At 74.4% G+C, this 13,564-nt stretch carries 12 protein-coding genes; 4 read left to right on the top strand and 8 right to left on the bottom strand.

Features of this window, described 5'->3' with window-relative positions; all coding sequences use genetic code 11:
• Window positions 1-33: 33 nt before the first annotated feature.
• On the top strand, window positions 34-840 hold the full coding sequence (locus DY240_RS09535; RefSeq protein ID WP_119659690.1) for a TrmB family transcriptional regulator: 807 nt from the start codon (window positions 34-36) through the stop codon (window positions 838-840).
• A gap of 9 nt (window positions 841-849) precedes the next feature.
• Here the strand turns inward: DY240_RS09535 and DY240_RS09530 are convergent, their stop codons facing one another.
• Window positions 850-1,281, bottom strand: a complete 432-nt coding sequence (locus DY240_RS09530) for a CoA-binding protein (RefSeq protein ID WP_119659689.1) — start codon at window positions 1,279-1,281, stop codon at window positions 850-852.
• 42 nt (window positions 1,282-1,323) lie between these two features.
• Here DY240_RS09530 and DY240_RS09525 point away from each other — a divergent pair, with 42 nt between their 5' ends.
• Complete coding sequence (locus tag DY240_RS09525; protein WP_119659688.1) at window positions 1,324-1,971, top strand: tetratricopeptide repeat protein; 648 nt, start codon at window positions 1,324-1,326, stop codon at window positions 1,969-1,971.
• 13 nt (window positions 1,972-1,984) lie between these two features.
• Here the strand turns inward: DY240_RS09525 and pip are convergent, their stop codons facing one another.
• From pip to DY240_RS09490, 7 genes are read right to left on the bottom strand one after another with little or no spacing between them, the layout of a single operon-like run.
• Window positions 1,985-2,932, bottom strand: a complete 948-nt coding sequence (gene pip / locus DY240_RS09520; protein ID WP_199701177.1) for a prolyl aminopeptidase — start codon at window positions 2,930-2,932, stop codon at window positions 1,985-1,987.
• Complete coding sequence (locus DY240_RS09515; RefSeq protein WP_119659686.1) at window positions 2,929-5,982, bottom strand: coiled-coil domain-containing protein; 3,054 nt, start codon at window positions 5,980-5,982, stop codon at window positions 2,929-2,931. The genes pip and DY240_RS09515 overlap by 4 nt, the downstream gene beginning before the upstream one ends.
• Window positions 5,979-6,695 (bottom strand): hypothetical protein, encoded by a 717-nt coding sequence (locus DY240_RS09510; RefSeq protein ID WP_199701169.1) that lies wholly within the window; start codon window positions 6,693-6,695, stop codon window positions 5,979-5,981. The genes DY240_RS09515 and DY240_RS09510 overlap by 4 nt, the downstream gene beginning before the upstream one ends.
• Entirely contained in the window at window positions 6,692-7,228 is a 537-nt protein-coding gene (locus tag DY240_RS09505) for a hypothetical protein (protein WP_119659685.1), read from the bottom strand. The genes DY240_RS09510 and DY240_RS09505 overlap by 4 nt, the downstream gene beginning before the upstream one ends.
• Window positions 7,228-8,436, bottom strand: coding sequence for a hypothetical protein (locus DY240_RS09500; RefSeq protein WP_119659684.1), 1,209 nt, complete (start codon window positions 8,434-8,436; stop codon window positions 7,228-7,230). Before DY240_RS09500 ends, DY240_RS09505 begins: the two co-directional genes overlap by 1 nt.
• A gap of 46 nt (window positions 8,437-8,482) precedes the next feature.
• A complete protein-coding gene (locus DY240_RS09495; protein ID WP_119659683.1) occupies window positions 8,483-9,184 on the bottom strand; it encodes an SDR family oxidoreductase in 702 nt (233 codons plus the stop codon).
• Between the two features lie 38 nt (window positions 9,185-9,222).
• Window positions 9,223-10,155: an SMP-30/gluconolactonase/LRE family protein gene (locus tag DY240_RS09490; RefSeq protein ID WP_199701167.1), complete on the bottom strand. Its 933-nt coding sequence runs from the start codon at window positions 10,153-10,155 to the stop codon at window positions 9,223-9,225.
• Window positions 10,156-10,367: 212 nt separating this feature from the next.
• On the opposite strand from DY240_RS09490, the gene DY240_RS09485 reads away from it, so the two are divergent.
• Together DY240_RS09485 and DY240_RS09480 are read left to right on the top strand one after the other, a co-directional pair.
• Window positions 10,368-11,516, top strand: a complete 1,149-nt coding sequence (locus tag DY240_RS09485; RefSeq protein ID WP_119659682.1) for an ROK family transcriptional regulator — start codon at window positions 10,368-10,370, stop codon at window positions 11,514-11,516.
• A 643-nt stretch (window positions 11,517-12,159) separates the two neighbouring features.
• Window positions 12,160-13,455 (top strand): extracellular solute-binding protein, encoded by a 1,296-nt coding sequence (locus DY240_RS09480; protein ID WP_119659681.1) that lies wholly within the window; start codon window positions 12,160-12,162, stop codon window positions 13,453-13,455.
• Window positions 13,456-13,564: the final 109 nt, after the last annotated feature.

Below are 13,564 nucleotides of genomic sequence, written 5' to 3'. Positions count from 1 at the left end.
CCACTGTCAATGGTGACAGATTAAGGTGAGCCGATGGATATCTCCGCGAACGTCGCCGGCCTGGTCGACCTCGGCCTGACCACGTACGAGGCGCGGGCCTACGTCGCGCTCGTCGGCCGCCGCGACGCCACCCCGGCGGAGATCGCGCGGATGGCGTCCATCCCCCGGCAGCGGGCCTACGACGTGCTGGCGACGCTGTCCGAGCGGGGGCTGGTCGTCCAGGTGCCCGGCCCGGCCGTGCGGTACCGCGCTCAGCCGCCGGACCACGTCACCCAGCTGCTCCTCGCGGTGCGCCGGAGAGAGCTGGACCGGCTGACGCAGACCACGACGGACATCGCCGGCCAGCTGCGCTCGCTGTTCCAGCGCGGGCAGGACCACGGCCGCCCGTTCGACTACGTCGAGGTGCTGCGCGACCGCGAGCACGCCGTCGAGCGGGTGCAGCAGTTGTGGACCGACGCCCGGCACGAGGTGCTGACGTTCGTCCACCCGCCCTACCTCGGCGCGGCGACGCCGACGGCCGACGCCGTGCCGCCGGGCATCGTCCAGCGCTCGATCTACGAGACGTCCATCCTCGACGACCCGCAGATGGCCGAACGGGTGCGGAGGTGGGCGTCGCTGGGCGAGCAGATCCGGCTGACCACCGAGCTGCCGCTCAAGCTCACCATCGTCGACGGCCTGTCCGTGGCGTTCAACATGCCCGACCCCGCCGAGGGCGACGGCTCGGTGACGACGCTGGTGGTCCAGCACCAGGCGCTGGCGGCGACGCTGAAGATCGCGTTCGAGAGCCTGTGGGCGCAGGCGCGCACGCTCGACGACGTCGCGGCGGCGCGGTCGTACTGACCGCAGCGCTCAGAGGCCGAGGCGGGGCGCCTCGATGGCGGGGCAGGTGTCCATGACGACCGCCAGCCCGGCCGCCTTCGCCCGCTCCGCCGCCTCCTCGTCGATGACGCCCAGCTGCAGCCAGACGGCCTTGATGCCGAGGCGCTCCTTCTCGGCGATCGCGTCGTCGACCACCTCGCCGACCCGCCGGCTGTTGACGAAACAGTCCACGACGTCGACCGGCCCCGGCACATCGGCCAGCTTCTTGTGGCCGGTCGCGCCGAGGGTGTCCTCGCCGCGCGGGTTCACCGGCACGATCGTCATGCCGAGCCGGTCGCGGAGGAACTGGGCAACCCCGTACGCGGCGCGCTCCCGGTTCTGCGACAACCCCACGACGGCCCAGGTGGCGGGGGTGGACAGCAGGCGGCGGACGGTTTCCTGGTCGTTCGTGTGGGGGCTCACCCTTCGAGCGTATGTCCGGCGGCGCGGCGTAGGCTCGCCGGCATGGCACGCCCGCCGCTGACCGACCGCATGCTCGACCGCGCCGAGGCGTCGCTGGGCGATCGTCCGGCCGCGCTGGCACAGCAGTTCGAGGACTGGGCCGCCGACCCGCAGCCCGACGACGTCGAGAATGCCGGCTCCCTGCTGGCCTACGCCAGCGAGGCCTGGCTCCGGGCGGGCGAGCACGACCGCGCCCTCGACACCGCGCGACGAGCCGTCGACTCCGGCGACGACATCCCGCCGGACCCCCGCTGCTACCTCGTCGACGCGCTGCTGGGCGCCGGCCGCCGCGAGGAGGCCGACGTCGTCGCCGGCGACCTGCGCCGCAGCCGCGGCGACGACACGTTCGTCCTCGCGTTCCTCGGCGAGAGCTACGAGCTGCACGGCGACCTGAACCGTGCCCACCGGTGGTTCACGATGGGCCTGACGGCAGCGGAGCGGCACGGCGATCCCACCGGCGCGGTGCCGACGCTGCTCGCCAGCCGGTTCCGGGTGCGCCGGGAGTTGGAGCTGCCGGTCGACGCCTTGGACGAGGAGTACACCGACGCCGTGGTCGACGACCTGGAAGCGGACGGCGTCGACGTCGCCGCCGAGGCCGCCGCGCTGATGGAGGAGGACGGCTCGAACCCCGACGCGTTCTTCCGGCCCTGAGCCCGGCCGGCCGTCAGACCGCGAACGCGTCCGTCGCCCGGCGCAGCTCCGCCGCCACGGCGCCGTCCGCGGACACGTGCCCGCCGTCGGTCACGACGAGGCGGGCGTCCGGCCAGGCCTGGGCGAGCTCCCAGGCCGCCTGCATGGGGGTCTGCACGTCGCCGCGGCCGGCCACCAGGACGCCGGGAATGCCCCGCAGCCGGCCGGCGTCGCGCAGGAGCTGGTCCTCCGCCAGCCAGCCGCCGTGCCGGAAGTAGTGCACCCCGAGCCGGACGAACGTCGCCGCGAACCGGGGATCGGCGAACGCCTCCCCGGCGTGCGGGTCCGGGTGCAGGCTCAGCGTCGCCGCCTCCCAGGCGCACCAGGCCGCCACCGCGCCGTCGCGCACCGCCGGGTCGGGGTCGTGCAGCAGCCGGTGGTAGGCGTCGAACATCTCCGCGGCGCCGACGGCGTCGGGCGCCGGAGCGCTGAAAGCCGCCCACGCCTCCGGGAAGAACCGGGCCGCGCCGGCGCCGAAGAGCCAGTCGTCGTCGGCCGGGCGCAGCAACGCGACGCTGGCCAGCACCGTCGCCGCGACGCGGTCCGGGTGCGCCTGCGCGTAGGCCAGGCCGAGCGTGCTGCCCCACGACCCGCCGAGCACCAGCCAGCGGTCGATGCCGCGGTGGGCACGCAGCCGCTCGAGGTCGTCGACCAGCGCCCAGGTGTGGTTGGCGGACAGGTCGGCGGCGTGGTCGAGGACGCGCGGTGTGCTCCGGCCGCAGCCGCGCTGGTCGAGCAGGACGATCCGGTAGCGCGCCGGGTCGAACAGCGTCCGGTGCGCGGGCGTGCAGCCGCTGCCCGGGCCGCCGTGCAGCACCACCGCGGGCCGGCCCTCGGGGTTGCCGCACTCCTCCCAGTAGACGCGGTGCCCGTCGCCGACGTCGAGCAGCCCGTGCGCGTACGGCTCGACCGGCGCCGTCACGGGGCGCCGGCGCCCTCGACGTCCAGCGTGCCGGGCCGGTAGGAGGACATCCACGAGCGCAGCAGCTCGACCCGGTCGCTGTTCGCGTCGTTGCCGACGACCACCGGCTCCTCGTTGTAGGCCATGGTGTCCGAGCGGCGCCGCAGCTTGATGTAGAGGCCCGACGCCTCGATGGCGTAGCGCTCCATGTCGTCCTGCAGTGCGCCGACGACGGTGATGTTGTGGTCGTTGCCGATGCGCTCGAACAGCGCGACGGCCTCGCGGCGGTGCTGCTTGCCGAGGTTGCGGCCCAGCTCGTCGAGGATGAGCAGCAGCGGCCGGTCGCCGCCGCGGGCCAGCGCCGCGGCGCAGACCAGCTTGACCGCCTTCTCGTCCATCTGCGCGGTGTTGCTGCGCAGCGTGTACGCGGACATCCGCTGCCCCTCGGCGCGCCGCCACTTCGGGCTGACGGTCCACCGCCAGGGCTTGTCCGGCTCCGACGGCGGCTCGGGCTCGGGGTAGTCCAGGCCGGCGCCGTAGCCGCCGTACTCCTGGTCCAGCCGGTCGAACTCCGCGGCCACCTTGCGCAGCATCGTCTTGATGCCCGCCGCCAGCGACGTCCGGTGGGCGCGCACCGTCTGCTCGGCCTCGCTGTACCCGAGCCGGGCGGCGTCGAGGTCGGCGGTGCGGCGGGCGCGCTGCTCGGCGATCTGCTTGAGCTGGTGGCGGTCGTGGTCCTCGTGGTCGCGCAGGTGGGCGTCCAGCGCCCGCAGCAGCGGCGCGACCAGCGAGACCCGCGTCTCCAGCGCCGCGCCGGACCAGTTCGGCGTGATCAGCAGCTCGCGCAGCTCCGCCGTCAGCTCCTCCGGCGGGGTGCCGGGCGGGAAGCAGCGGACGGCGACCTCGTCGGTGAGGCGGGTGGCGTCCTCGTCCCAGGCGGTGGTGGTGCGGCCCTGCAGCTCGGGCGGCAGCTCGAGGAGGTGCCGGCGGGCGGCGTCGGGGGAGTCGCCCCAGGCCTTCTCGCGGTCGAGCAGGGCGAGGCCGTCGCGCTCCTCGGTCAGCGCGAAGCGGTCGGCTTCCTTCTCGCGCAGGGTCTGCGTGAGCCGCTTGCGGGTGTCGCGCAGGCTGGTGATGCGCTCCTCGCGGGAGTTGTGCACGCCCAGCTCGTGGGCGTAGGCGGCCTCGGCCTCGGTGAGTTCGGGGGCGAGCGCGTCGCGGTGCTCCTGGCGCTCGGCGTTGGCCGCGCGCAGCTCGCCGATCTCGTCCTGCAACGCCTCGGCGCGCTCGGCGGCCTCGGCCGCCTTCGCCCGCGTCTCGGCCCTGGCCAGCGCCGCCCGCGCCTGCTCGACCACCGCGGCGGCCGCGTCGAGCGCCTCGGTCAGCTCGCGGTGTGCCTCCTGAGCGGCGGCGACGCGGGCCGGCTGGCCGGTGATCGGCTCGGCGAACCCGCCGATCGCGAGCACGCCGGCGGCCTCGTCGACGACGGCGCCCTTGCCGGCGCGCGCGGCGACGGCGTCGAGGAACGTCGTGAGGTCGCGCTCCCCGCCCTTGCCGTCGGCCAGCACCAGCAGCGAGCCGGGCAGCCCGGCCAGCGCCTTCGCCGCCTTCGTCGCGTCCTTGCGGGCCACGACCACGGCCTCGCGGTACGGCGACAGCCGCGGCTCCCACACGTCTCGCTCTGCGGGGTCGACGGCGACGACGTCGACCAGCGCGGCGGCGTCGAGGCCGGCCGCACGCAGCCGTTCCACCTGCTCCGCCGCGACGTCGTCGCCGGACTCGGCCGCCGTGACGCGCCGGGCCGCCTCGTTCGCCGCGGCCCGCGCGACGGCCTGGGCGGCGATCGCGTCCTCCAGCGCCGTCCGCGCCTCGGCCAGCTCCGCGGCGGCGACCTCGGGGGTGCGGCCGTCGGCGGCGCGGGCCTCGTCGGTGAGCTGCCGCTGCGTCGTCGTCAGGCGGTCGAGGTGCTGGGCGGCGGCCAGCTGGGCGGCCTCCAGCTCGCGGTCGCGGGCGATCAGCTCGTTGCGCTTGCGCTGGGCCGCCTCGAACCGGCGCGCGGACTCGTCGTCGTCGGTCAGCGCGGCCAGCCGGTCCTCGATGCCCTCCAGCTCCTGCCGCAGCGCCGCCTCGGTGTCGTCCAGCTCGGCGAGGGCCTGACGCAGCTCCGCCGCGCGCTCGACGCCGTCGAGCAGATGCCGGGCGCAGCGCGAGCGCCACGCCGTCCGCGCCTCGCCGAGCAGCTCCCGGGCCGCGAGCCGGCGGGCGATGCCGGCCTCGATGACCGCGACCTCGCTCTCCCACTCGGCGATCTGCCGCTCGGTCTCCTCGACCTCGCTGCGGTGCCGGTGCTCGGCCGAGCGCAGCACCTGCTCGTGCTCGAGCTCGCGGTCGAGCCCGGTGAGCGTCGCGATCGCGTCGAAGATGCGGTGCGGCGGCAGGTCGTTCAGCGGCTGGGCCAGCAGGTTCGCCGCCTGGCTGGACCGCACCGACGTCGACAGGAACGACACGCACCGCGCGTTCTGCCCGAACAACACCCGCGACAGCTGACCGGCGTGGAAGTCGGTGCGGCCGTTGCTGCGCGGTAGTTGCGCCCACAGCTCGTCCACCCGCGCGGCCCGCTCGGACTCCGTTGCGCCGTAGGGGACGTGCAGCCCGCTGGTCCAGCGCAGGTCGAGGTACGGCGCCTTGCGGTTGATCCGCAGCCAGACGGTGACGGCGTCGTCCTGCGGCGCGCCGCCGGGCGGGGCGAACACGCCGATGACGTAGCCGCGGTCGACGTTGGACCAGCGACCCTCCTGCGCGGCCAGCTCGGCGGTGAACAGCAGCTCGGCCGCGCCGGCGGCGCCGCTGGCCAGCTTCCACTGCTCGTCGGCGTGCAGCAGGCTCAGCGCGGCGATGAACGAGGACTTCCCGGCGCCGTTGGAGTCCTTCGGCCCCTGCCCCGCGACGGTGACCAGACCCTGGCCGATCATCGGGACCGGGTGGGTGGACAGCCGGGAGATGTCGACGACCTGGACGCCGACGAGCACCCGCTCGCCGACGACGTCGAAGGCGCCCGGTGCGGCAGCGCTCACGTTTCTCTTCTCCCTTGTGCGTCTTGCGGCCGACCGGGACCTCGCGGCCTGCCTTCGGTGACCTCGTTCCTCTCGGTGGGCCGGCGGGCGCGGATCGCCGCGGCCAGGGGGCTGTCCGGAGCGGCGGCCAGGATCAACTCGTGCTCCAGCCGCTCCCGGGCCGCCTTCGTCAGCCGGTGCAGGGCGGGCCCGGGCAGGTAGGCCGGGCCGTCGGTGACGGCGGACCGGCCGCGCGGCGGGGCGATCTGCACCAGCCCGGAGGCACGCAGCCGCTGCAGTGCCGGCCGGATCTCGCCGCGCGGCAACTGGGTGTAGCGCGTCAGCTCGTCGACCGAGGTCGGGTGGGCCGACGTCCACGAGTCGCCGCTGACCAGCCCCTGGCTGCGCGGGATGGCGACGGAGTGGATCAGCACCAGCACGAGGACCGCGCGGTCGATGCGCGACTGGGCCGTGGCGCCCTCGGCGGCCAGCCGCTCGGTGACGTCGTCGCGGAACCCCGACGTCCAGTGCGTGCTGCCGACCCGGACCAGCGTGCGCCCGAGCCGGTACAGCAGCCGCTGCAGGTCGCGGCGGACGGTCGCGTCGCGCAGCGCCAGCAGCTGCGCCTCGGGGACCGGCTCGCGGCCGTGCTCCAGCGCGGCGAAGGCCGCCAGCACCTCGTCGCGGTGGCGCTCGTTGAGCTCGGCGAGGGCGCTGTCGAAGACCGTGCTCATGCGGCCCCGTCCGTCGAGGGCGGAGGCAACGAGCGCCACAGCTCGCGCAGGGTGCTCAGCTCGGCGGCGCTCCACGAGGCGACCCGCGGACCGAGGCGGACGACGCGGGTGTCCTCGTCGAACAGCACCCAGCCGGCGCCGGCCAGCCGACGGACCGCGCCCATGGCGGCGGCGTGCAACGCGCGCTCGTCGCGGCTGCCGGTGATGCCCCGGAACACGCTGATGACGCGGTCGAACGGCGCGGGCGCGGCGGGCCAGACCGGCCCGCTGGGCTCGGTCCAGCAGCAGCGCAGGCAGGCCGCCAGCACGCGGGCGGTGTCGTTCGGCTGGTCGACGGCGACGCCCGGCAGCCCGAGCTCGTCCAGCACGTCCGGGCGGGCGTTGTCGGGCAGCTCCGGCAGCAGCCAGACGGCGCTCGCGTCGGGCTCGACCAGGCGGATCATGCCGGTCGGGTGGGCGCCGGCCGGCGGGACGCGCTGGGGCCCGGCCGCGCGGTGCCGCGCCCACCACAGGGCGGTGTCGTCGACGCTCATCAGTCCCCGGCCCGCCGGAACGTCCCGTCCGACACCCACGACGGGCTGCCGGCGGGGTCGACGCGCAGGCCGTCGGACCAGCTCAGCTCGTACGGGAGGTCGGGGTGGTGGTGGATGGCGGTGAGGTCGGCGAGCAGCCGGCGGGCGGCGAGCCAGTCGCCCGCGTCGTCGAGCACGTCCGCGACCGCCACGGCGTCGCCGTCGCCGAGCAGCCGCTCCGCGGTCTCGCGCAGGCTCGCGGCGTCGTCGGCCGGACGGATGTCGTCGGGCGGCGGCGCGGCCGGGCCCTCGGGCCGGGGCGGCGGCTGCCGGACGGTGTTGGCGCCGCGGCCGCTCTCGACCGCCTCGGTGAGCAGGTTCGGCGAGAACCACGGCGCCGGCGCGTCGAAGACGAACGTGTCGAGCACCCCGGCGAGGTCGTCCTCGTCCGCCGTCCGGGCGAAGCTCAGCCACGTCTCGGCCGACAGCAGCCCGAGCGCCCGCGTCGTGCCGGCCCGCTCGATGAGCCGTCCGGCCGCCTTCTCGACGGCGTCGCCGTACGCGGCCAGCGCGACCCGCAGCGCGGTGCACTCGCGGTCCAGCTGCGGCCAGCGCCGCAGCACGACGGTGTGGACCTCTTCGGCCTGGCTGATCAGGCCCTTGTTGCCCCACAGCAGCTGCGCGTGGTCGCCCAGCTGCTCGGCGGTGCTGCCCGCGGCGAGGATGGCCAGCTCGTTGCCGAGGTGGCGGAAGATCCTGGTCAGGCGGCTGATCGTGGTCTGCCCGGTCTCGGGTTCGGCGTCGGGCGCGGTGACGCTGACCCGCTCGAGCGTCAGCAGCTGGTGCAGCTCGGCCTGGCCGCCCTGCTCGGCCAGCCGGCGCAGGAACAGCAGCATGACGTACGGCGCGAACGCGGCCCGGTGGAACCGCTCGTTCGGGCGGTCGACGACCTTGCTGATGGCGCCGTACTCGCGCAGCACCTCGAACCGGCGGTGGACCAGCCCGGGGTCGATCGGCCGGCACGCGGCGACCGCCTGGTCGACGGTGAGCCCGTCGCGGCCGGCGTCGGCGAACGCGTCGAGGATCGCCTCGTCGACGTCGAGCAGCTCGAGGTCGCTGATCATGGCGCCGGACTCGCGCGCGAGCACCGCGAAGACCTGCCGGTAGAGCCGCTCGACCGCGGCGTCGCCGGCGAGCTGATCGATGGTCAGCTCGGGTCCGGCGGTCATCGGGACAGCATGCCATCCGGGGTGGGCCGTCTGTCCAACCGATGCGTCAGTTCCGTTGCCCGGTCGGCCGGACGATGATCTCGTTGACGTCCACGTGCGGCGGCTGGCCGACGGCGTAGAGGACGGCGGCGGCGACGTCATCGGGGCGCAACTTGGGGTCGTCCGCGCGGCTCGGCGGGATCGACTCGGTGTCGACGAGTCCCGGCTGCAGCAGCGTGACCCGGATGCCGGTGCCGACGCACTCCGCGCGGATCGCCTGCGCCAGGCCGGTGACGGCCCACTTGGTCGCGGCGTACAGGTTGCCGGGACGGACGCCGCGGCCGGCGGCCGAGCCGGTGAGCAGCAGGTGACCCGCAGTTCTGCGGAGTGCCGGGAGGGTCGCGCGGGCGGTCAGTGCCGGGCCGTAGACGTTGGTGAGGACGAGGTCGCGCCACTGTTCGGGCGGCGCGCCGTGCTCGCCGAGGAAGGACGTGACGACGCTCGCGCCGGCATTGGCGAGGACGACGTCGAGCCGGCCGAAGTGCTCCTCGGCCTCGGCGACGACGCCGGTCAGCGCCGTCCAGTCGGTGACGTCGGCGGCGCGGGCGAGCACCCGGTCGCCGCCGCCCAGCTCGTCGGCCAGGGCGTCGAGCGGTGCCGCCGTCCGGCCGACGAGCACGAGCCGGTAGCCGGCCGCCGCGGCCCGGCGGGCGACGGCCGCACCGATGCCGCGGGACGCCCCGGTGATCAGGAACACGGGCTCGGTCACGCGGTGACTCTAGGCCGCCCCTTCCAATGAGCAAGCGGTCAGGGCTTGTCGACCACCACGACGTCGAAGTCGGTGCCGGGCGGTGGCGGCATGCCGAGGTCGAACCGGGCGTTGACGACGGCCAGGCGGTTGCCGTGCTCGGCCACCGTCGTCGGGATGCGGAACAGGTCGCCGATGTCGTCGTCGGTGATGACGTCGGTGATCCTGCCGCTGGACAGGTCCGGGCTCAACGTGACTCCGACGACCCGGTTGGCGAAGTTCTCCACCACCCACAGCGTCCGGCCGTCGAGCAGGATGCCGTCCTGCGTTCCCGGCGTCAGCGGCTCGCCCACGATCTCGATCTCGGCGCTGGCGCCGGTGGCCGGGTCGACCGTCAGCACCGCACCGAGGGCCGAGTGGGCGACGATCAGCGTGCGGCCGTTCGCGGTCGCCGTGATGCCGTTGAGGTTGAAGTCGCCGGCGATGGTGGCGGCCGGCCCGGTCAGCGCGATGGTCTCCGGTGCGCCGACGCCGCCGGGGCCCAGCGGTATGCGGTACAGCACGGGGTTGAGCGAGTCGGTGACGTACGCGGCGTCCCGGGTGACGGTGACGTCGTTGAGGAACGTGTCGCCGGCCGGCGCGACCGCGACGTCGGCCAGCGGTTCGCCGTCGCGGCTGTCGTAGACGAACACGTGGCCGGTGACGCCGCCGGCGACGACGATCGCGTGGCGGCGCTGGTCGACCTTGAGCCCGACGGCCTGCCGTCCGGGCGGCGCGTCGACGAGGACGTCGCCGGCGCCGGTGCGCAGGTCGCCCCGGTAGATGTCGCCGTCGGCCAGCGAGCCGACGTAGAACGTGTCGCCGGTGCCGACGGCGATGCCCTCGGGGGCGAAGTCGTCCGGCAACGGCACGGAGTCCGGCGAGGGCCGGGCGCCCGCCGTCGTGAGCACGGCGACGGGTGCGATGAGCAGCAGTGCGACGAGCTTGGACATGATGGCCGCCCCTCGAGGCCGGGTCCGGTGCGCTCGTTCCGGTATAGCGCTCGCCGCGGGCGGCGTCCAGGGTCCGCGGGCACGGATGCTCGCTCGCGCGCGGGGCCGGGCTGTACGGTGTCGGCAAGAATTCTTTTCACAAGAGTGTTTCCAGAAGCCGAATCGGAGATCACGTGTCGCAACGACCGGGCACCCCCAGCCTGTTGCGGGCGATGAACGACCGCAGCGCGCTGGAGCTGCTGCTCGCCGCCGGGCCGCTGACGCGCGTCGACCTCGGCCGCATGACCGGGCTGTCCAAGGTGACGGCGTCGCAGCTGCTCGCGCGGCTGCAGGAACGCGACCTCGTCGAGGTCGTCGGCACCCGGTCGGCCGGTCGCGGCCCCAACGCCGAGCTGTACGCCGTCCGGCCCGGCTGCTCGTACTCCATCGGCGTCGAGCTGAACCCGGATGTCGCCGAGGCCGCCGTGGCCGACGTCACCGGCGCGGTCATCGGCTCGGTGACGGCCCCGGTCGCCGCTGAGGTCACCGCCGGCGGCGGCTCCGACTCGCGCCGGCTCGTCCACGACCTGGCGCTGGCCGCGGCCGCCGACGCTGGCATCGGCCTGGCCGACGTCGACGACGTCGTCATCGGCATGCCCGGCGTCGTCGACCCGTCGACCGGCGACATCGAGCTCTCCTTCGACCTGCCCGGCTGGCACCGCGGCATGCGCGACCTGCTCGCCGCCGACCTCGGCTGCGACGTCACCTTCGAGAACGACGTCAACCTCGCCGCCGTCGCCGAACGCGCCGAGGGCGCCGGCCGCGACGTCGACGACATGGTGCTGCTGTGGATCGGCCGCGGCGTCGGTCTCGCCGTCGTGCTCAGCGGTCACCTGCACCGCGGGGCGACCGGCGCGGCGGGTGAGATCGGGTACCTGCCGATGCCCGGCGTCCCGTCACCGGCCAGCGTGGAACGGCCGGCGAAGGGCGCGTTCCAGGCGCTGGTCGGTGCCGGCGCGGTGGACGAGCTGGCCGCCGAGTACGGCATCGTCGCCGACGGCGCGGCCGCGGCCGTACGGGCGGCGCTGGCCGGCGGAGGCGCCGCGGCGGATGGTTTCCTGCGGGCGTTCTCGCACCGGCTCGCGCTGGGCGTGGCCTCCGTCTGCACGGTCGTCGACCCGGCGCTGGTGGTCGTCGCCGGTGAGGTGGGCGCGGCCGGCGGCGACCAGCTGTGCGAGATGGTCGGCGACGACGTCCGGCGCATCGCCCCGGTCAACCCCCGCGTCGTCCCGACGACCGTCCCCAATGCGCCCGTCCTGCGCGGCGCCGTCCTCACCGCCGTCGACCACGCCCGGCAGACCCTCTTCGCCTCGACGGAGTAGCCCCGCCTCCGCCTCGCGTGATCATCAACCTTCTGGGTCGTGATCACAGCACAAACGGTCGGTGATCATGGGGTCCACCGGTGCGGCTTGCGCCCCGTGTGCGTTGGCGGCGCCGCGGCCTTCGCGTCAAGCGGACTGTGGGGTAGCTCGCGTCCGTTTCATGTGTGTTGTCGGGCTGTGGGCAGCGATGATCATCCAGGATCGCCCACATCACGAGGATGACGTGAGCATCAACACCCCTACAGCCGTGGTGATGCTCAGGTAATCCTCGTGATGGCGCCCGAATCGCCGGCGCATCTCACCAAGTGGACGCTCCACGGCACCAAACTCACACGCAAGCGAGCCCAACGCCGCAAACACCCGGCGTCGTCGCCGCTCTTTCCCCGTCCCCCTGATAGCTGCCCGTTCTCAGCCGCACGCGGCCAAGGCGATCGGGCGGCAGGGGGACGGGGCCAGCGCAGCAAGGGATGGCCACCATCACGTCGCTCCGGAGCGCGCCCCCGTCCCGGACCCCGGCAGCAGGACGTTACGGAAACGTGACTGCCGAGACTGGCAAGAAACCTTACAGTAGGCACAATTACTGGAAGGTTAGCTTCCAGTTCAACGTCACGCGCCCTGCTCGGGCCGAACCGGAGGAACCGCCGTGAACAGAGCACTTCGTCTCACCGCCGGCCTGGCCGCCGCGGCGCTCGCCCTCTCCGCATGCGGCGGCGACGGCGACGACAGCACCGAACCCGCAGCAGGCGGCGAGGACGCCGGTACGCCGGAGCCGGCGGACATCCGCCTGTGGCTCAACGGCCCCGACACGCCCCAGTCGATGCGCGACTGGCTGGTCGCCGAGTTCGAGGAGCAGAACCCCGGCTCGACGCTGACCATCGAGGAGCAGGAGTGGGAGGGCCTGGTCGACCGCCTGACGACGTCGCTGGGCAGCGAGTCCGAGACGCCGGACGTCGTGGAGGTCGGCAACACGCAGGCGCCGACGTTCACCACGGTCGGGGCGTTCACGGACATCACCGACCTGCTGCCGGAGCTGGGCGGCGACGATCTGCTGCAGGGCTTCGTCGAGGCCGGCAGCGCGGAGGGCAGGACGTACGCCGTCCCGCTGTACGCCGGCTCGTCCTACGTCTTCTACCGCAAGGACCTGTTCGCGGCGTCGGGCATCGAGGTTCCGACGACGATGCAGGAGTTCGTCGACGCGGCGGTGAAGCTGAAGCAGGACAACGCCGCGACCCCGAACTTCTCCGGCTTCTGGCTGCCCGGCCAGGACTGGCGTGACGGCGCCGCCTTCCTCTGGGACGCCGGCGGCGACTTCGCCGTCGAGGAGGACGGCGAGTGGGTCGGCGCGCTGTCGACGCCGGAGTCGCAGGAGGGCCTGCAGCTGGTGCAGCGGCTGTTCACCGAGGCCTCCGGCGCGCCGAAGGACGGCAACGAGGCCGACGGCCACGTCCCGTTCTGCGCCGGCGAGGTCGGCATGATGCTGCGGCCGGGCTGGCTGCGCGGCAGCCTCGAGGACCCGGAGATCGGCTGCCCGGACATGATGCCGAACGTCGGCGTCTTCGCCCTGCCCGGCAGCGACGGCGAGCCGGCCCCCGTCCTGCTCGGCGGCTCGAACATCGCGATCTCCGCGAAGTCGCCGAACCAGGAGCTGGCCGCGAACCTGCTGCGCATCATCATGAGCGACGAGTTCCAGAGCCAGTACGCCGAGAACGGCCTGACCCCGGCGAAGGTCTCGCTGGCCGACGGCCTCGGCACCGACGAGTTCGCCGCGGCCACCGTCGAGGCGGTCACCAACGCGAAGCTGACCCCCGCCGCGGCCAACTGGGCCACCGTCGAGGGCTCGCGCGTGCTCGAGGACCTGTTCGTCGCCATCGCCAACGGCGGCGACGTACAGCAGCTGGCCGAGGACGCCGATGCCGCCATCGCCGACCAGCTCGGCTGAGACGGTGAGCGGGGCCGAAGCCGGCGTGGCCGGCCGGGACCAGGGACCCGGCCGGCCCGTCCCCGCCGCGCCAGGCGGCGCGGCGGCGGACACCGTCGCGCCGCCGCAG

Origin of the sequence: Jiangella rhizosphaerae (genome assembly GCF_003579925.1) — a bacterium.
Taxonomy (GTDB): Bacteria; Actinomycetota; Actinomycetes; order Jiangellales; family Jiangellaceae; genus Jiangella; species Jiangella rhizosphaerae.
Note: the sequence above shows the minus strand (reverse complement) of the source record. Positions and strands in the feature narration are given on the sequence as shown.

Bases quoted from the DNA above. Each gene is read 5' to 3' on its own strand.
- DY240_RS09485 (WP_119659682.1), top strand. From the start codon at position 10,368: ATGAACGACCGCAGCGCGCTGGAGCTGCTGCTCGCCGCCGGGCCGCTG.
- DY240_RS09510 (WP_199701169.1), bottom strand. From the start codon at position 6,695: ATGAGCACGGTCTTCGACAGCGCCCTCGCCGAGCTCAACGAGCGCCAC.
- DY240_RS09500 (WP_119659684.1), bottom strand. From the start codon at position 8,436: ATGACCGCCGGACCCGAGCTGACCATCGATCAGCTCGCCGGCGACGCC.
- DY240_RS09490 (WP_199701167.1), bottom strand. From the start codon at position 10,155: ATGTCCAAGCTCGTCGCACTGCTGCTCATCGCACCCGTCGCCGTGCTC.
- DY240_RS09525 (WP_119659688.1), top strand. From the start codon at position 1,324: ATGGCACGCCCGCCGCTGACCGACCGCATGCTCGACCGCGCCGAGGCG.
- DY240_RS09535 (WP_119659690.1), top strand. From the start codon at position 34: ATGGATATCTCCGCGAACGTCGCCGGCCTGGTCGACCTCGGCCTGACC.
- DY240_RS09505 (WP_119659685.1), bottom strand. From the start codon at position 7,228: ATGAGCGTCGACGACACCGCCCTGTGGTGGGCGCGGCACCGCGCGGCC.